The 18313-nt window shown below is 51.7% G+C and carries 25 protein-coding genes; 13 read left to right on the forward strand and 12 right to left on the reverse strand.

Features of this window, described 5'->3' with window-relative positions; translation table 11 throughout:
• The first annotated feature begins 7 nt into the window (after nt 1-7).
• From BARVI_RS10045 to BARVI_RS10105, 13 genes are all read left to right on the forward strand, one after another.
• Nucleotides 8-322: a hypothetical protein gene (locus BARVI_RS10045; RefSeq protein ID WP_025279122.1), complete on the forward strand. Its 315-nt coding sequence runs from the start codon at nt 8-10 to the stop codon at nt 320-322.
• Between the two features lie 12 nt (nt 323-334).
• On the forward strand, nt 335-622 hold the full coding sequence (locus BARVI_RS10050) for a hypothetical protein (RefSeq protein WP_025279123.1): 288 nt from the start codon (nt 335-337) through the stop codon (nt 620-622).
• An 84-nt stretch (nt 623-706) separates the two neighbouring features.
• Nucleotides 707-1639, forward strand: a complete 933-nt coding sequence (locus tag BARVI_RS10055; RefSeq protein ID WP_025279124.1) for a hypothetical protein — start codon at nt 707-709, stop codon at nt 1637-1639.
• 31 nt (nt 1640-1670) lie between these two features.
• Nucleotides 1671-2159 carry a DUF4313 domain-containing protein gene (locus tag BARVI_RS10060; protein ID WP_025279125.1) on the forward strand — a complete coding sequence of 163 codons (489 nt, stop codon included), beginning with the start codon at nt 1671-1673 and terminating at the stop codon, nt 2157-2159.
• Between the two features lie 39 nt (nt 2160-2198).
• Nucleotides 2199-2780 carry a hypothetical protein gene (locus BARVI_RS10065; RefSeq protein ID WP_025279126.1) on the forward strand — a complete coding sequence of 194 codons (582 nt, stop codon included), beginning with the start codon at nt 2199-2201 and terminating at the stop codon, nt 2778-2780.
• Nucleotides 2781-2811: 31 nt separating this feature from the next.
• Nucleotides 2812-3024: a hypothetical protein gene (locus BARVI_RS10070; protein WP_232213976.1), complete on the forward strand. Its 213-nt coding sequence runs from the start codon at nt 2812-2814 to the stop codon at nt 3022-3024.
• Nucleotides 3025-3034: 10 nt separating this feature from the next.
• On the forward strand, nt 3035-3631 hold the full coding sequence (locus BARVI_RS10075) for a hypothetical protein (RefSeq protein WP_025279128.1): 597 nt from the start codon (nt 3035-3037) through the stop codon (nt 3629-3631).
• Nucleotides 3632-3642: 11 nt separating this feature from the next.
• Complete coding sequence (locus BARVI_RS10080; protein ID WP_005801761.1) at nt 3643-3852, forward strand: hypothetical protein; 210 nt, start codon at nt 3643-3645, stop codon at nt 3850-3852.
• 11 nt (nt 3853-3863) lie between these two features.
• The gene (locus BARVI_RS10085; protein ID WP_025279129.1) at nt 3864-4934 is read left to right on the forward strand and encodes an LPD29 domain-containing protein; all 1071 of its coding nucleotides are present in this window, start codon (nt 3864-3866) and stop codon (nt 4932-4934) included.
• Nucleotides 4931-5278: a hypothetical protein gene (locus tag BARVI_RS10090; protein WP_025279130.1), complete on the forward strand. Its 348-nt coding sequence runs from the start codon at nt 4931-4933 to the stop codon at nt 5276-5278. The genes BARVI_RS10085 and BARVI_RS10090 overlap by 4 nt, the downstream gene beginning before the upstream one ends.
• Before the next feature lie 263 nt (nt 5279-5541).
• On the forward strand, nt 5542-5832 hold the full coding sequence (locus BARVI_RS10095; RefSeq protein WP_025279131.1) for a DUF4120 family protein: 291 nt from the start codon (nt 5542-5544) through the stop codon (nt 5830-5832).
• A gap of 45 nt (nt 5833-5877) precedes the next feature.
• Nucleotides 5878-6801: a hypothetical protein gene (locus tag BARVI_RS10100; RefSeq protein WP_025279132.1), complete on the forward strand. Its 924-nt coding sequence runs from the start codon at nt 5878-5880 to the stop codon at nt 6799-6801.
• 117 nt (nt 6802-6918) lie between these two features.
• The gene (locus tag BARVI_RS10105; RefSeq protein ID WP_025279133.1) at nt 6919-7983 is read left to right on the forward strand and encodes a DUF1848 domain-containing protein; all 1065 of its coding nucleotides are present in this window, start codon (nt 6919-6921) and stop codon (nt 7981-7983) included.
• A 58-nt stretch (nt 7984-8041) separates the two neighbouring features.
• On the opposite strand, the gene BARVI_RS10110 is transcribed toward BARVI_RS10105, so the two are convergent.
• From BARVI_RS10110 to BARVI_RS10165, 12 genes are read right to left on the reverse strand one after another with little or no spacing between them, the layout of a single operon-like run.
• Nucleotides 8042-8554, reverse strand: a complete 513-nt coding sequence (locus tag BARVI_RS10110) for a glycoside hydrolase family protein (RefSeq protein ID WP_025279134.1) — start codon at nt 8552-8554, stop codon at nt 8042-8044.
• Complete coding sequence (locus tag BARVI_RS10115) at nt 8545-9057, reverse strand: DUF3872 domain-containing protein (protein WP_025279135.1); 513 nt, start codon at nt 9055-9057, stop codon at nt 8545-8547. The genes BARVI_RS10110 and BARVI_RS10115 overlap by 10 nt, the downstream gene beginning before the upstream one ends.
• A gap of 33 nt (nt 9058-9090) precedes the next feature.
• Entirely contained in the window at nt 9091-9969 is an 879-nt protein-coding gene (locus tag BARVI_RS10120) for a toprim domain-containing protein (protein WP_025279136.1), read from the reverse strand.
• Nucleotides 9970-9975: 6 nt separating this feature from the next.
• Complete coding sequence (locus BARVI_RS10125; RefSeq protein WP_025279137.1) at nt 9976-10548, reverse strand: conjugal transfer protein TraO; 573 nt, start codon at nt 10546-10548, stop codon at nt 9976-9978.
• 2 nt (nt 10549-10550) lie between these two features.
• The gene (traN, locus tag BARVI_RS10130) at nt 10551-11522 is read right to left on the reverse strand and encodes a conjugative transposon protein TraN (protein ID WP_025279138.1); all 972 of its coding nucleotides are present in this window, start codon (nt 11520-11522) and stop codon (nt 10551-10553) included.
• A gap of 20 nt (nt 11523-11542) precedes the next feature.
• Nucleotides 11543-12835 (reverse strand): conjugative transposon protein TraM, encoded by a 1293-nt coding sequence (gene traM / locus BARVI_RS10135; protein ID WP_025279139.1) that lies wholly within the window; start codon nt 12833-12835, stop codon nt 11543-11545.
• Nucleotides 12836-12839: 4 nt separating this feature from the next.
• Nucleotides 12840-13133: a TraL conjugative transposon family protein gene (locus tag BARVI_RS10140; RefSeq protein WP_005801780.1), complete on the reverse strand. Its 294-nt coding sequence runs from the start codon at nt 13131-13133 to the stop codon at nt 12840-12842.
• 13 nt (nt 13134-13146) lie between these two features.
• Nucleotides 13147-13770 carry a conjugative transposon protein TraK gene (gene traK / locus BARVI_RS10145; protein WP_025279140.1) on the reverse strand — a complete coding sequence of 208 codons (624 nt, stop codon included), beginning with the start codon at nt 13768-13770 and terminating at the stop codon, nt 13147-13149.
• A gap of 25 nt (nt 13771-13795) precedes the next feature.
• Nucleotides 13796-14800, reverse strand: coding sequence for a conjugative transposon protein TraJ (gene traJ, locus BARVI_RS10150; RefSeq protein ID WP_025279141.1), 1005 nt, complete (start codon nt 14798-14800; stop codon nt 13796-13798).
• 18 nt (nt 14801-14818) lie between these two features.
• Entirely contained in the window at nt 14819-15451 is a 633-nt protein-coding gene (locus BARVI_RS10155; RefSeq protein WP_025279142.1) for a DUF4141 domain-containing protein, read from the reverse strand.
• A 32-nt stretch (nt 15452-15483) separates the two neighbouring features.
• Complete coding sequence (locus tag BARVI_RS10160) at nt 15484-17982, reverse strand: TraG family conjugative transposon ATPase (RefSeq protein WP_025279143.1); 2499 nt, start codon at nt 17980-17982, stop codon at nt 15484-15486.
• Nucleotides 17979-18311 (reverse strand): DUF4133 domain-containing protein, encoded by a 333-nt coding sequence (locus BARVI_RS10165; RefSeq protein WP_025279144.1) that lies wholly within the window; start codon nt 18309-18311, stop codon nt 17979-17981. Before BARVI_RS10165 ends, BARVI_RS10160 begins: the two co-directional genes overlap by 4 nt.
• Nucleotides 18312-18313: the final 2 nt, after the last annotated feature.

Consider the following 18313-nt stretch of genomic DNA (forward strand, 5'->3'; position numbering starts at 1 on the left):
AAAAGATATGGAAATCAACTTCAAAGGACCTGTAATGCCTATCGACCCGTACTCGCAGCTGGCATTCGTGGAAATACTGAACATACTACTGACGGCGGGACACATCGTGGACGTGAACCGCTTCCTCATAAGCAGGAACGTGAACCCGCAGTTCGGTTCGCTGTCAGGCTATTTCAGATGGTCGTTCGCCGGAGACCGCTTCACGCTCTGGCAACGCACGGACTACAATTCGACGCTGTGTTTCAACCACAGGATACTCGACCTGCCTTTCGGTGTCCTGGCAGCGAAAGACAACGGGAAAGACAAGGAAACGGCAAACTGAAAATGAAACGATATGGAAACGACGATCAAAATACCCAACCGGGAAATTGCGCTCGCGGCATTTGACAGGCTCCGCAGGGAAAAAAGGAAGGATGCCGCACTGAGGCTGGCCGGGTGCATGCTCAGAGGGACATACATATCCCTCGGCATCGGTGATACCGACTGGGAAATAGACACCGCACTGCACAAATGCGGCGGTGAGCCTAAAACCGGATACGGTCATATGGCACATTTCCACTTCGACGGCGAGACGGAAATGGAAACAGAGAAATATGAAAGGCTCAAGGAAGAGAACGGATGACAAGGGAGCGGCCGAAAGGTCGCTCTTCTCATTTATATACGACATGTACGGGAAACAGAATCCTGCCGTACACAGGTAACAGAAATGGAAGAACAGGAAAGACTGACAATGGAATTCGTGAAATCGCTCATGGACAAGTCCTACACGCTGGTATGGGTGAACTACAACGACAATCTCGACAACTGCCGTGACACCATCCAGAAGTGTCTGGAAGAAAGGAGCTGTGAAAGTCTGTGGGAGAAAGTGGACGAATGGTACGGTGACGCCGAATGGGAAGCTGTCCGTGAAATCGTCTCAAAGCTGAAGGATGAATGTATCCGTTTCCATGATTTCGGGGAAGAGGAAGTGGACAAGTTCTTTCAAGAACACGAAGACGAAATCAGGGAAGAAATCTATGACAGAAACGACTCTGACACGCTGAAAGAACTTCTCAAAAACACGGATGACATCCCCGTGCGTGTCGAGATGCTGTCAAACTACGACTGCATCAATTCCAACTGGCTGGAATCGCAGGAAGGATACCGGTACAAGGAATCCTATTTCGGGGATATGATAGACGCGCTGAACCTCAATCCAGCCAAAGTGAAGAAAATGCTGGTGGAGAAAGGCTACACGGTATATGGCCGGTTCCCCGACAAAAAATACAGGGACGGCAAGGAACAGGTATCCTATGAGCAATTCTATCAGGAACTCATCAACTCCTGCTGCGGTGCCAACCTGCTGACCTATATCGGCAAGGTAAACCTGCAGGAACTTTATGATGCCGGATTCTCGCTTGTGGAAGTCATTATTCCCAAAGGCAACTGCTGCGGCATCTTCAGCTCCATGTACGGCGGTGGAAGTCTCCTGGAAATGGAACTCCTGAAAGATGTCAGACTGAAACTGGAAGTCAGGGACTATCACGGATTCCGCTTCCGTCTTGACAGCGAGAACTCAAAATATGAATGCTCCATCAAGCATGTGTACGGGGTATGCGATTCCTTCTTCGGAGAAAAGATAGGTCTTGTCGCTTCATAAATCAAGTATGGTCACTTAAAGATATCAAATCATGGAAAAGAAATATGCAATCATCCTATTCAAGGGAAAAGAATACCTGTGCGGACACGAAGACGGCTGCCATTACGATGTGTCCTGCCCGGTGAGGACATTCACTGAAGGAGAAGACGACTTCAAAATTCAGGAATCCGGGAAAAACCGGTCTGAAAGGACATTCCGGTACCATGGAAAGGAATTCAGGCTTGTCACCGGCTTCTACCCGAACGGATGGCCGGTTCTGAGTCTGGAATCACCGGACAACGGGGAACTATACACGGTGCTTACCGTCAATCTGGAAGACTCCCCGGCATTCGGGATTCCCGACCAGGCATTCATTGACATAAACAACAATCCGGAAGCGATGGAATTCCTCATAAGGAACAGCCTTGCCGAAGATACGGGATACAGACGCAAAAGCGGATGGGTGGAATACCCGATGGCCAAACTGAACCTGGCTGAACTGTACCGGTTGTCACCGGAATCGTTCGAGAACCAAGAATAAGAATCAACAATAGAAATCATTAACCAAATCATAGGAATTATGGCAAAGTACGATGTAAGAGTAAGGTACACCTTCGAGGGTACCTACAAGGTCGTGGCGGAAGACCGCGACGAGGCGGAAAGAATTGTAACGGAAGACTGCGGTCTGGTATTGGGCGGAAACATCCACACTACCCGCGATGATGACGAGGTGACAGAGTGGAGATTCAGCAGTCACCCTGACATGCAGATCCTTTCTTTCAGGGAACGGGTTGACAAAGGCAAGGTCAGATACACGTCCATGTGTTTCAGCGACAGGATTGAAGAACTGAGAAAGGACATAATCGAAGCCATCAGGCAACTGCTCGATGCGCACGGCCTGAAAAAAATCACGTTTACCGACAACGAAGAAGACCCTGTATGGATCATCTGGTTTGACGATAATGTAGAACCATACGAGTGTTATGTTACAGGAATTGAGGTTACTGACAAGCACATTACCGTGTTGGCAACAATAAAGGACAGTATGGAAGAGGTTTGCAGCCAGGCTCCCTTCGAACTTGGAGCCAGCAACATAGATTGGCTTAATCAGATGTACGAAGCGGTCAGGCTTCAACTTGAAAATACAAACGGGAACTCTTGAAATGAAAGACGATATGGCAACAAAAGTCAATATGGACAGACACATCCGGGAAGGATGGACTGTCGGAGCGTTCATCAGGGAGCTGGCCCCCCAGGTGGAAATGATCATGAGCGGGCAAAGCTGGAGGGAACCTTTCAGGAACAAACAGGAACTGGCGGACTGGTGCAGGGACAACCAGCCCTATTACAAGAAAAGGATTCCCGAAGTGAACAGCCATTTTGCAAGAATGTATAACCTCAAATAAAAACGGAAATATGAAATATCAAGCGGAAAATGCAGTGTCCAGCTTCTTCTACTACATGTGGAATGCCTGGAGTGAGGAAGAGTGCAGGACAGTCTTCAAGGAAATGTACCCACATTTTTGGGAAAAATGGAGTCTGATGACGGACAAGGGTGTATTCGGAGCCTCCGAACGGTTCTATGCGGAACTGACGGACCATTACCGGGAAAAACTGGTGGAACGGGCCGTCAGTCTCTATGACGGCAAGGCCAGACGCAAACTCCCAGACGATTCAAGAATTCGGGTATGCAGCGACTGCGGTTCTGCAGAGATTGAGATACAGGCATGGGTGGACGTCAACACAAACGAATATCACAGTGACGTGGACGACGACATCTGGTGCTCCCGGTGCGCGGACAATGTGGAGACCTGCTCCAGACAATCCTTTCTTGAAAAGATGCAGGAATGGTGGAAGTCCAACAACACCGAAGCCCTTGAATACCTGACCGGACTCAAGACATCCGATTTCCCTTCAGCCAATTCCGGGCAGACATTCGCCGAGGCCGCCGATGAGTGGTGGAACGGCAAAAGCTATGACGGGAAACGGGACATATATCTGGCAAACAACTAAAGACAACGGATATGGCACGGAACATCATTGACCTGATCTGCAACTCATGCAGTTGCGGCAAGGAAGAGGCACAGGAATACCTGGACGACGAGATAAGGAACCTGCAGGAACTTCAGGAAGACAATGACCTGAGAAGCGAAGACTTCGAGATCGCGTGCAGCAACCTCGGACTCGACCAGGACTGGCAGATATATTTCATCAACCGTCTCGCGGGACTTTAACATCTACGATCATGACTTATTTTCAGAACATACACTCACTGGCGGACCTGAAGAAGGAATACCGCCGACTGGCAATGCTTCACCACCCCGACAAGGGTGGTGACACTGTCCTCATGCAAAAGCTGAACACCGAGTTTGAGAAACTTTTCGAGATATGGAAAGACAGGCCTGGTGTCTCCTCTGCCGCTACAGGGTATGAACACGACTATCAGGATGCCACCGCAAAGGAATACGCTGAATACGTGTACAATGAATACCGCTGGAAAGGGCGCAACTATACCGGACAGTCCGCGCCGGAAATCACGGAACTGGTCAGGACATGGCTCAAGGAGACCTATCCGAGATACACCTTCTCAGTCCGCAGGGACGGATACAGCTCAATCCTTGTCCGGCTGATGAAAGCGGACTTCGAGGCTTTTACAAAAGAATCCGGCAAGGTACAGGGAGACATCAACCACTACAACATCCAGGCATCGGACAGTCTGACAGACCGGGCCAAGGAGGTGATGACAAACGTCAGGGATTTTGTGATGTCATACAATTTCGATGAAAGCGACCCTATGACGGACTATTTCCACACCAACTTCTACCTCACACTCGGAATCGGCAGCTACAGACAGCCGTACCGGATGGAACTGCCGAAGATTACGGGAAAAGACAGTCCTGAAGTGTTCCGCCATCCCGAAGGATCGGCACACAAGGCAATGCGCCAGGCACTGGGCAAGGCCCGGTTCGGCTTCATCGAGAGCCGGAGACATATCGGAGAAATGATACTCGGAGAAGACTTTTACGGCTCACAGGGAGAACATTATTTCTGGCCCAAGGAATATTCGAGTGCGAAGACGGCAGAGAAACGCATCGGGAAACTGGAGGCAGCCGGAATGCGCTGCGAACTGACAGGCTGCAACGGCGGATACATACGTCTGCTCGGATATACTCCGGAAACGGAAAGCAGTCTGGAACGGGAAAGGCAGGAATATGCCACGGCATACCGGAAGTGGGTGTCAGAACACGGCATATCCCCAAATACGGGAACAGTACACCAGAACATTTCAAATCCAATCAGACAGATACAATTATGACAAACAGGGAAATCATCAGAGAACTGAAACGCTGCGGCTACAGCCGGGTGGACATTGATACGGACAGTAGAGCCGCAAAGACTTTCTACACCTACCGTGGCGGGCTTCATATCAACGGTACGGAAGATCTGTCATTCCATATCGTACCGCCACAGGACAGTCTCGGACTGGGACGGTTTGCAATATGCGCCACCCGTAACGGGGAAAGCTCACAGCTGGGGACAGACCAAGCCCCGTTCTTTTTCCGGTGGCTGCTTGCCTTCCTCAAAGGTGAGAGAAAAGAGAAAGAGATAATAGATGAAATAATCTACAAAGCGGATTCACATGAAAACGGCACAATTTAGCCATAAACCTAATAACACAGATATAAGTTTGATGACCCTGAATTTTTATTTTCCTCCCTGCAAAGGTAGTCCCGTGTCCAACGTACCCGGACAAGGTCAGGCCCCTGCGGGGTTGGCTGAAAGAAAATTATCCTCGCCGATGGCTGCGGTATTTTCTTTCGCCAAACCTTGCGGGTACGGCCACGGGACAGTCAGGCAGGCGAGAAATAAAAAATACCGGCTCCCGGAGCCGGACGTGTTTAACAGATAAAATACAATGAGTCATGAAAATCCTGAATGAAGAACATTTCCAGAATGTAAAACGCTATGCCGAATCCATCGGTGACACATCACTCCAGAACTGTCTGGACAGACTGAAAAAATGGGAGGAGAATCCAGACCATCCAAGCGAAATCTCGCTCTATTATGACCATGCCCCGTACTCGTTCGGCTTCACGCAACGCTATCCTGACGGAAGCGTCGGCATCGTGGGCGGTCTGCTCTATCACGGAATACCCGACCAATCCTTTGCCGTGACACTTGAACCGTTCCACGGATGGCAGATACATACCTGAAAAAAGACAGACAATCATAGTATTAACTTTATAAAATTCAAGATTATGGAAGCAATGGCAGTATTGGAAAAACAACAGCAGTTTGATTTTCAGAACAACGGAATCGAAGTAATGAACTTCGAGACTCTCCAGCGTACCTACAAGGAGAATGATATCTACGGCAAGCCTGTCCAGGGCATCTATCACTACCAGGTCCTGCAGCGTATGATGGGCATTTGCGAGAAGTATAATCTCGATTACGAGGTGGAGGAAATCTTCGCGGCCCAGAACAGAAACAAGACACAACCGGGAGTGAGCATTCTCCCGCAGGTAGAACAGACACACGGTGAAAAGGCAGTGGAAGCCCACATCCTCCGACGCATCTTCGCGACTATCCGGATCAAGGACTGGGAAACGGACGAGCTGACAACTACGCTGGTCGTCGCCTACCATCAGGATGGCATACAGGCGGCCATAGGCCCGTGCGTGAAAGTATGCCATAACCAATGTATCCTCTCGCCGGAAAGGAGCATCTGCAACTACGGAAAAAACAAGGTGACAACGGAAGGGGTATTCGAGACGGTGGACGGATGGCTGGCCAATTTCGAAGTGAACATGAACGAAGACATTGCACGCATTCAGCGGCTGAAACGCAGAATCGTCTCACTGGAAGAAGTGTATATGTATATCGGGCTGCTGACAGCATTGCGTGTCTCCCATGACAGTTCGGACAGGAACCTGTCATCCTCCGTGGAAACCTACCCGCTTAACCAGAGCCAGATTTCCATCTTCACGGAAGAGGTGCTGAAACTGGTCCGCGAAAAGGGACAGGTTACCGCTTGGGACTTGTATAATGTAGCGACTGAGATATATAAGCCGGGCAGAACGGACTTCCCGGCCCTGATTCCGCAGAACGGAGCAATGGCGGAACTCCTGCTTTCCCGTCTGCCCTCAGAGGTGGAAATACAGGATGCCGTTCTGGTAGGCTGAACAGCTACAGAATGAAATATTCATATTATTTTTGCATAGAAACAAACCAATGACATATCAACAACCCGGACAGGCGTTCATAACCGATGCCTGTCTTCACTATATAATCTTAACAATATGACTTGGAAAAAAGCAAATATCATCATAGACGGTCAAAAAATGGAAGTTCCGGCTCCCGACATCATATCGGCAAGCCGCAGCACGGACATCCCGGCATTCTATGCGGACTGGTTCTTCCATCGGCTCGAAACCGGCTATTCCGTGTGGAACAACCCGTTCAACGGAAAAAAGAGCTATATCTCTTACCGGAATACAAGATTCATAGTGTTCTGGTCGAAAAATCCCAAACCTCTTCTTCCTTATCTGCCGATCCTGAAAGAAAGAGGTATCGGCTGCTATATCCAGTTCACTTTGAATGATTATGAGGAAGACGGACTGGAAACCGGTGTTCCTCCGCTGACAGAACGTATTGAAACATTCAGGACTCTTTCCGATATATTGGGCAAAGAAGCCGTAATATGGCGGTTCGATCCGCTGATACTCACAGACAACATATCCGTGGATACTCTGATTGAAAAGATCGAACGTGTAGGAACGGAGATACACAATTGTACGGAAAAGCTGGTTTTCAGTTTTGCAGACATAGACTCGTACAGAAAGGTCAAGGCCAACATGACAGACAGCGGAATCCCATATCATGAATGGAATAAAGAAAAAATGGAGGAGCTTGCCGGAAAACTGACGGTACTGAACCGTAACAGAGGATGGAATCTGGAGCTGGCTACCTGCGGCGAAAATCTGGATCTTGGCAAATACAGGATATCCCGTAACCGCTGCATCGACGGTGACCTTATAGCACGTCTGGCATGGAAAGACAAGGAGCTGATGTCCGCATTGGGCGTCATCATACAGGAAATGCCGTCTCCAGCCTTTTTCGACATGAATGACCTTCCTTACGGTGCCGTGATTCTCCCTGGCAACAAATACTTCGTCAGCAATCACAAAAAGGATCCGGGACAACGCACCTCATGCGGATGTATGGCAGCCAAGGATATCGGGGAATACAATACCTGCCCCCATCTCTGCGAATACTGCTATGCAAATTCAAGTAAAAAATCGGCAATCATGAACTGGGAAATGCACCGGCAGAACCCTATGGCGGAAACGATAACCGGAAAGTAAAACAAAAGACGAGGAAGAAACTGACAGTCAAAAGACTGAAAGATTCTTCCTCGTTTGTTTACTCCTCGAAGAGCAGCATGTATTCCACCTTCCTTCGTCGTTCAATACTCGGAACTACCTTACCTTTGTAACACCGGAAAGAAACATACTCCTTATAGATATTCCGGTCTCCGGCCTCCAGCTTCTTCAACAGGCTGCTCTTGGGCATCTTGCCGTAACCTTTCAAACGGTATGCCCCCACATTATAGCTCAAAACAGCTACAATCAGCGAATCACGTCCCAGATAACTGAACATACGGCACAACTTGCGTAAATCCGCTCTCAGGATTGAATCCCCCTGTTCTTTTGTAATGCCATTGGTCAGCCTTTCCCCGGGAAGGACCTTATGCCCGTACCCGACATAAGGCCAGTGTCTTTTTTCTCCATGCCAGCCCTCGAACCGCTTAATGCACTCGACCGCAAGGCTGAACCTGTCCTGTTTTTCCTTTACCGGATTCTCCGCCCGCAACGGTATGCTCCCGAAGCAGATGATGGCGAAAAACGCGGCAAACAAACTTGTCCTTATTCCCATAGGCGAATCGGATCTATTAAAGGATACCACTTGCCACCGATAGTAACCACGGTGTCCTCATCTCCCGTCTCGTTGTTGAAATTGAATGTCAACTGGAAAAGCTGGGTCGGTTCGCTGTTGTCCTCAAAATAGATGTCGATGCTCTGCTGGTCTTCACACTCGGAGGTGTAATAAAGGCGGAACACCTCCCGGTCCAGGGGATAGCGGTCGTTGGGTAGCAGCACCATTCCGTCGTCCATGCGCAGCTTGCCTTCGCCGTCCGGCTGGAAATAGCGAATGGTATAGCGGGCATCGGTGAACCGCCCTTCCCGTTTCAGTTCGCAGCGTATTTCCACGGTCTCGCCTTTCACGATGCGTGTGGGTACGGGCATCGTCTCCACCGTGAAGGGATAGGATTGCTGCATGTCAAGGTCATCGCTGCACGAGGTCAGCATACCAAAGGTCAGGCCCATCAAGGCGCATACAAGGGCATACAGCCCTTTTCTGTTCATATTAGGTTTCATATTCATTTCTTGTTTTAACGGTTTATAAAAAAATTACTGTTCAGGCGGAAAATTGCTTTCCAGATATTCGTTCAGGTCCTTGCATCCGGCATACAGGTCGGAACAGTCGTCAATCCTGTCACCGTAGCGTTTCCGAAGGACGGCCAGTGTCCTTTTTCCGGCATCGTCATTGTCCAGGTAGCACCGGATCCTCCCGTAATTGTCCAGAAAAAGGAACGAACGTTCAAGCAGGGCCACCGAATTGAGGACCAGATAATCCTCACCGCGGCTGATGCCGAGTACCTTCCATGAAAGAAAGTCGATAAAGCCCTCAAAAAGGTTGCAGGTAAGCGATCCGTTGCGGATGACGGAGATGTCCTTGGGCGGCAGGCACCATTTCATGAACCTGGTCCGCAGCTCATAGCCTCCGCCCATGTTCCTGAAGCCGACGGCGAAATACCGCTTGCCGTACAGCCGGAACCGTACTTCCTCACACTCTGCACGGGCTATTCCGGCAGGAATGCCGCGTCCCTTCAGATAGCCGAGCAGGACATTGCAGTACAAGGGACTCCGTACCACTTCCTCAAAGCGAGAGGCCTCTTTCTGCTTTTCCATCCTGATACTATCCTTTACCCTTGGTTGTCCGGCATATTCAGGTATTGTGCCTCCATATACTCCGGCGATGAACCTCGCCTGAGCCATGAAGCCGTCACATCCCGAAAGTTCTCCAGCAAGGGTGAAGATGTCGCCTCCATGCCCGGTACCGAAGTCGTGCCATACACCCTTGCGGGTGTTCACATGGAACGAAGGTGTCCTTTCCTCACGGCACGGGGAGAGATACCAGCATTCGTCGCCGTGCCGTCTGACCGGCTCCTGTCCCAGACGGGACAGGAATTCCTCAATGGGAATGCCTCTGATCATCTCTATATCCATAGGCGTCTAATTGATGATGAAACGGACTCCAAGCCCGAACTGTGTCGTGAACTTTCCCAGAGAACTTCCCCAAAGCACACGTTCACGCACATGGGCAAGCAGCACGATACGGTCCGTCACATAGCTTTCCAGCTCCAGCGTCAGGGCTCCGCCATAGACGAAGGCATCCCGGTGGGAAAGCATGGAACCGTCATACAGAACCTTTTCTCCCCAGTTCAACGTCTCATATCCCACCAGGGCGGAACCGCCGACAGAGAGGAAGAATATCTTCGCCGGGTCGGACAGGAACTTCAGGTAATAACCGCCCTCGGCCGTAAACTGGGCCCGTGGAACGGAAGTCCCGCGATAGCCGTAGTTTTTCAGCAGGTATTCCACGCCAGCCACCCAATGGTTGGCCCTTTTCGTATATCCCGACACGGCAAAGCCCGTGTACCAGTCAACCGGTGATTTCAGGTTTCCGGCAAAGCCTCCCCTGAGTTCCACACCCTTCATTCCGGGAAGGTAACGCTGGGCGTATGCCTGCCCCGATGACAGGGCAAGCGATACGCATACGGCAAAAAGAAACAGATACTTCTTCATGGTCATTTCACTTTAAGTTCGTTGATCACCCTCGCTCTCACGATATCCTCACTCTCCACGGTGAAGCTCTGATGACGGCCTCCGCTCTTCTCGTGCATCTCCACCACCAGCATCTTGTCGGCGGGAATGGTGAACTTGTCAAAGACAAAGACGGTACGCTCGTCCTTCTTTCCGGCAACAGCCGTGGCATAGTTGTAGGCACGCAGCGGAAATATCACCTGCTCCTGGATGGCCGTGCGCTTGAGGACCTTCTTGTCCACGATCTTGAACGTCACGAAATCCACCTCATAAGGCACGTTCGACGTGTTCTTCACCTGGGTGTGGAAATAGAGCAGCCCGTTGTGGGTATAGAGCCCGCGAAGCAGGTACTGGATGCCGAACGCCTTGCTTCCGATATGCTTGATGTGACGTCTGTTATCCTTGTGGATGGCCTTGGCTATAAGGTGTACCAGCTTGGGCGACTCGCTGCCGAGTTCCTTCAGGTAGATGTCGAGGGCATTGTTCGGGCGGTTCACCTCGCTGCCGTCATGGATGAAATCGGCCATCTCGATGTTGAGCAGCAGGGGCTCGTCGGCATACTTGACATTGAAGGTGTAAAAACTTCCGCTTTCGGTAATCACCGACATGTTGGTCTCCTCACGGAAGTTCTTTCTGGTAGCCTTGACACGGATGACGTTCTCAGAACCGTCCGCCTTGCCCGCAATCAGATTCGGAGAACCGAGATCCACATAACGGACAGCCGAGGGAAAAATGATATGGGTTGTCTTGTCATACGTCACTTCCAGCCCGTATGGCGGAATCATCCGGTCAAAGGTGAGCTTTCTGGACAGCCCGTGATAGAGGTCGCCGTCCTCCTGCTGCGGATAGATATCCGCCTTCAGGGTCAAATCATTTACGGCCGTGGTATCAGCCGACTGTGCATGTGCACTTGCAACGCCGCCTGCGAGGGCAAGCATCAAAAGAATCTTTTTCATGTCTTTACTGTTTTAATGGGTTATTGATTGTTGTTCTGATAAAGCATCAGTCCGTAGCCTGATTTGAGATGCACCTTTTCCTCGCGCATCTTCTTGGAAATGTACTGCGACACGCCCTGTATGGCCCCCCGTCCAAGCTCGGAGAGGAGCTGGTCGCCTGCCGACTGGTTGGTGATGGAGATGGTTGTGCCGAGATTCTGTCCCATGTTGGCGGCCACTTCCCTTACCGCATTCGCTTCCGTTGAGCCGGGAATGAATATCCCGTCCTGTCCGTCACTGTCCAGCACGGTCAGTTCCACGGGAATGACATTGCCGTCATATTCGACCTGCAGGATTTCAATGCCAAGCCGCTCGCCCTGAATACGTCCCTCACCGGTCAGCAGGGTATTGCGTGGCAGCACATATCTTCCCACACGCATGGCCTCCAGCAGCCTGAGACGCACGCTTTGTCCGCTGATGACGGTCTGGTCGCCATGCACGCAGGCCCGTATGGTATTCCTCGCCATCTGTGTCCCGGCACTGCCCACAGCTGTATGGAAGCCGATATCCGCACCGGAAAGCAGCCTCGCGAACTGTACCGAATCGGTAAGAGGCTGAGGAAGGGACGACACGACCGGAGAGGACACCAACCCGACAGGAACGGCTTTCGCCTTCCTCTCCCTTGAGGAACTTTCCGTCTCCTGACTCTCCGCTGTTCCCGTGCTGCCGCCCGAAGGCATATATTTGGCGGCAAGCTCATAGGACTTCTCCAGCAAAGCCACCTGTTCTTCGTAGCTCGGTCCGGCCGTCTGCGTTGCGGCAGCCTGGCGGAGCTGTTCCACCTCTGCTTTCAGCGCCTCCTTCTCCGGGTCTTCCTCCGGACTCTCGTAAAAGCTGCCAAGCGTGGCGTTGATGTCGTTGTAGGCCGAGGCGGAAGAGGCGAAGGCACCCGTCCTGCCGTTTCCTACGGAACGGTACGCACGGCTTTCATTTTCACTTCCAATTTCCTGTGCCGTTTCTATTCCCGGGGCATTCTCCTGTCTGTGTCCATCGGCCAGGGCGGAGAAGTCGGCCAGCGTACGCTTCTTCTCCTCCTGCCGGCGAACCATGTCCGCCTGCTCATAGGCAGCCATCTTGTCCGCCTCGATACCCGTACCCCTCGGGTCGGGAAGTTCGGCATTGAAGCCCGTTTTCTTTTCCGCCTCTTGCCTGTCTTTCTCGGTCGGGGCGAAAATTAGCCACATGCACCCGAGGAACAGCAGGAACATACCTGTGAAAACCAGATATTTCCTGATTTTCTGCTTCTGTTTCAATTTTTCTGCATCCGTACTCATAATCTTACCTGTTGAACTGGTTAAAAAACTCTTCCATCTCACGGATTTTCACGTCGGAAAGGGTATCCGCCGGCACAAAGTCGGGAACCTCAAGCGGAGTAATCCTGATGACGTCCTGCCGAATGTCCTCCCGCCCGATGTCATAAACCGCCCGGAAAATCATGTAGAAATTGACCAGCGCGAAAAGGGAAGCCATCACGATGACGGCGATTGCCCTCTGACGGGGTGTGAGCCTGTCACAAAGGCCGCGCAGCCTGCCCCCGATAAAATCCTTGATTTTTACATACATCTTTCTCATACATACCTTGTTTTTATCTGTCATACATTCTGATATCCCTGTTCTCCAACACGCGGAACCCTTCCAGGATGAACCCGTGCGGATTGTTGTCACTGCGGGTGGAGTTCCGCAGCCTGCCATGCGTGACAAGGCTGCGTTCCGTCACGCTCTTCTTACGGATGATGAAAAGGCGTGCGTATGTCGTGACATCATACGGATAGGTGTTGAAGTCGCACTTCACGCTGTCTATCTCGATACGCTGGCTGACATTGCCCGAAATGATTCTATTGTAGTAACCCTGTTCGGCCAGATCACCGTAATGGGAATAGGCGGAACGGTCGCTCAGGAACATGGCACGCTGCACGTTTCCCTCGATGGCACTCTTGTCGGGCGCCAGCGTGAAGAACAGCTCGTGGAAGCGTCTGACATGTTCCCTTGCCTCTACGGGGCGGTTCTGCTCCAGGTCCTGCGATAGGGCGAGCATGAGCGATTTCCCCTCATCCAGCACATAGATTTTCTGGCGCTGGGCTTCGGCAAAGCTGTACGCCTTCCACACGGAATAGCCCACAAGCAGGGTGCAGACACCCAGATAGACGATTCCGAACAGGCGCAGATGCCGGAAGCTGGTCTCGATATTTTTCAGTGATTTGAATTCCATTGTCTTTCAGTTTTTTTGATTGTCATTATTTGAACAGTCTTCCGGTCACGTTGCCCACGGCGGCACCGGTGGCGCCTCCCACGATGGACCCGGCCTTGGAAGCCGTCTGGTTCACATTCTTTCCGTAGTTCCCGGCGCCTCCTCCGGCCTGCACGATCCAGTTCGCCACGGTCGGGATGGTGAAATACCCGATGATGCCGATGATAAGGAACGTGATATACACGGCATTGGAACTGTCCGGAATGAAGTTGGGGTCAGACAGCTGCTCGATGTCCTTCTGAAGCATCAGGGTCTGTATGCGGGCCAGCACGCTGCTGAAAAGATCGGAGACGGGCAGCCACAGATAGATGCTGATATAGCGGACAAACCATTGGCTGAGCGAAGCCTGGAAACCGTCCCAGCACGAAATGGCAAAGGAAATCGGTCCGAGTATGGAAAGGACAATCAGGAAGAATGTCCTTAGCGTGTCCACTACAAGCGCGGCCGCATTGAACATCAGTTCCAGCAGCTCGCGGAAAAAGTTCTGCACCGCCTTCTTCATGTTATACATGGCGCGGTCCACGTACATGCCGCACGCCTCGATGGCGTCCAGGGCTCCCAACTCGTCCAGCTTGTTGTCAAAAGCCTCCTTGTCCACCAGATAGGCCGTCTCGGGATTCCTCCGCATCGCCTCAATCTCCAGCTTGTCCTTCTGCTCCCGGTACTCGTTCATGTCGAAGGTCTGCGTCTCCAGAATCTTGTGCGTTCCGGTCACGACGGGTGACAGGATGCTGTTGAGCGTACCCAGCACGATGGTCGGGAAAAACATGATGCAGATACCCAGAGCGAACGGGCGCAGCAGGGGGAACACGTCAATGGGTTCGGCCCTGGCCAGCGACTGCCAGACACGGTACGCCACATAAAAGAGGGCTCCCAATCCGGCAAGGCCCTTGGCCACGCCGGTCATCTGCGAACAGAGCGGCATCATGTCCGTGTACAGACTTTGCAGAATCTGGTGCAGATTGTCAAAATTCACAGCCAACAATACCATAAGCAATCCTCCCTGAAATTACCAGTAGCGTTCGTTGGGTGAACCGTACAGAGCCATCACGCGGTCGAGATCGTTCCGTTTCTTGGCCCGCAGGTACGACACGCCGATGTTCTTGTTGGTATAGTACTGCACCAGACTGCGGTATTGCAGCATGTCGGTATAGCAGCGGTCGATGATGTCCATACGCTCCTTGTCGTTCATCGAAAGTCCGTTCTCATTGACCACCGTTTTCAAGTCGGTCAGCAAATTGGCACTCTCCTCCAGCAGTTTCGTGTAGCCGATGGAGATGGCACTCAGTTCCTCGGGGGTGAAGTAGGGGTCACTGAGCATACGTTCATAGCTGGTCACATAGATTTCCGTGATGTCGCCGACCATCAGAATGGTCTGCTGCACCTTTCGGGCATCACGTACCAGATTCTTCACTTTCCTCAGCCCGTCGTAATACTCTTTGCCCTGCTGGTAAATCTTGACCGTCTCCTGAAAATTGTTGAGCATGTTGCTGGCCGTCGAGGAGGTGTGGACGATGTTCTTGGCGGCGTTGATGATACCTTGGGCCAGGTTCCCGGGGTCGGTCACTACCCATTGGGCGTGGACTCTGCCTGCCGAAAGGAGGCAGATACAGCATAGGGCTGTCAAAATTCTTTTCTTCATGTGGTTAATTGTTTAATGGTTGATAAATGATTTTACTGTTTTCTTCTTGTATTAGCCAGCTGCTTGATTGCCAGCTCGATATTGCCACCCAGCTTCCGGGTAAGCCGCATCAGTTCTAGCTTTTCCGTCTCCTCGGTCGTGTAGGTGTAGTACTCTTCCGGCGAGACCTCAGTGGCATAGACCGCCGACTGCGTTCCGCCGAGACCTATCCACACTTCCTTGTACTTGCGGGACGGGCTGTTGGCCATGTTGATGGAGAGAATCTGGGCACGTTCCTTGTCGGTCAGGCCCAGCAGGGACTGGATTTCATCGAACTTGTTGACATACTTCCGCTGGTCCAACAAAATCTTGCAGTCACTGTTGTTGATGATGGTTCCCTTGACGATGGGTGACGATATGATGTCTTCCACTTCTTGAGTAACGACAACAGCCTCCCCGAAAAACTTTCGGACGGTCTTGAAAAGGTAGCGGATATAGTTGCTCATATTGGCGGATGCCAATGCCTTCCAACATTCCTCAATGAGTATCATCTTTCGGATGCCTTTCAGCTTTCGCATCTTGCTGATGAAAGTTTCCATGATGATGATGGTGACAATCGGAAGTAGCACCTTGTTGTCACGGATATTGTCCAGCTCGAAAACAATAAACCGTTTGCCAAGCAAATCAAGCTGCTTGTCGGAGTTTAACAGATAGTCGTATTCGCCACCCTTGTAATAAGGTTCCAGCACATTCAGGAATCCCCACACGTCAAAATCCTTCTCCCGTGTACGCTTGGTCTTCAGGATTTCCTGATACTCGTCGCGGATGAACTCATAGAAGGTATTGAAGGACGGAACCACGGTACTGTCCGTGCGTATCTTCTCCAGAAAGAGGTTGACCGCATTGGAGAGCGCCACCTCCTCGGCACGTGTCGGCGGCTCGTCGTCACGTTTCCACAGGGTAAGGATAAGCGTCTTGATGGACTCCTTCTTTTCGATGTCAAACACACCGTCCTCCACGTAGAAAGGATTGAAGGCTATCGGATTGCTCTCCTCATAGGTGAAATAGATGCCGTCCTCGCCATGCGTGCGGGCATGGATAAGACCGCACAATCCCTGATAGGAATTGCCCGTGTCCACCAGCAGCACATGCGCTCCCTGTTCGTAATACTGGCGCACCATGTGGTTGGTAAAGAATGACTTCCCGCTGCCCGAAGGTCCGAGAATGAACTTGTTGCGGTTGGTAATCGTACCGTTCTTCATCGGCAGGTCGGAAATGTCCAGGTGAACAGGCTTTCCGGTCAGACGGTCCACCATGCGGATGCCGAACGGTGAAAGCGAATCCTTGTAGGACGTTTCTCCAATGAACAGGCACAGGGCCTGCTCGATGAAGGTGTAGAAACTTTCCTCAGACGGAAAATCACCGGCATTGCCGGGAATGGCCGCCCAGAAGAGTGTCGGTACATCGACGGTATTATGGCGGGGCTTGGCCTCCATCAGGGCAATCTGGCTACCCACATCATTCTTGATACGCTTCAGCTTCTCCCGGTCGTCGCTCCATGCAAAGACATTGCAGTGCGCACGGATGGAAGTGAGTCCCTTGCTGTGCGCCTCGTTCAGATACTCCTCAATCCATTCACGGTTGATTTGGTTGGAGCGGCTGTAACGGGACAGCGAGTGCATGTTGCGGGCGGTCTGCTCGAACTTCCTCAGGTTCTCCGCCGAATCGTCTATGAAGAGATACTGGTTCACGATATGGTTGCACGTGAGCAGTATCCCTATCGGTGCGGCAAAGGAGAGGCGGCAGTCGCTGCAGTCCGTGGAGAGTCGTTCATAACGGCTGTCCGTACCCACGGATGACGGCAAATCCTCCGTCTCAGAAAGGGTATGCAGGCAGAGCACATTGTCGCCGACCTTCATTTCCCCGGCTCCGAGAGTGATGTCCTGCAGGCTGGTCGTATTTTCCTGCGAAAGCGAAAAATACTTTTCGATAATGCCCGCGGAGGTTTCCGTACCGGTAATCTCTTCGTCCGTCAGCCTGACCATGCGGAGCAGACCGCTGTCGTTCACGATACGCTCGAACTGCCCGCAGCATTCCAGAAAGCGTGCAACGGTATCCTTGTCCTGCATCTCCTTGGGGATGATGAACCCGCGCGTGAGGGCATTGAAACTGCTTGTCGTGCGGCTGTGTTCCTTCGTGGTCTTTGTCAGAAACAGATAGCAGGTATGGTTCAGGTACGGCCGCTCATTGAAATGCCTTTCAAAACTGCGGCTGAGGAAACTCAGGTCATCACGGCAAATGTCAGGTCTGTAGCTCTCCTCGATGAAGATGTCCTGCTTGTGGACAATGCTGTAGTTCGGTAGAACCCGGACAGCCTTCGCCCATGTGGAATGAAGGGCCTCGTATTCGGCGCGTGTCAACGTGAACACTTCCGGCAGCTCCACCCTGTAGGCCACGGTAATGTCGGCATCCTTGCTGATGATGCACCCGTGCTCGACGGCCATCAGAGGGAACCGGCTTTCCAGCGTGGCGGCTTTCATTACATTTCTCATACGCTTCGTTTTTTCGGGGTTGGACAAATCAACCGGAGGAAACCCTTCCGGCTGATGATGTAGCGGGGATGGCGGCGCAGCGCCTGCAATTTCATCAGTCCCCATTCACCGTATTTCGCGTTCAGGCGGAAAGTCACCCAGACAAGCACCGAAGCGCAGATGACACCGAAACCGATACATACCCACTGGTCGATACCTGCCATGTACATGATGACAAACAGGACGAACAGGGCGAGCAGTCCGCCGGCGAAGATGAACAGGTACTGGCTTTTCAGCCCCTTGAACTCAGGGCTGCGGCCGATTCCCTTGTTGATAGGATACTCCGCCATAA

It is taken from the genome of Barnesiella viscericola DSM 18177, from assembly GCF_000512915.1.
Taxonomy (GTDB): Bacteria; Bacteroidota; Bacteroidia; order Bacteroidales; family Barnesiellaceae; genus Barnesiella; species Barnesiella viscericola.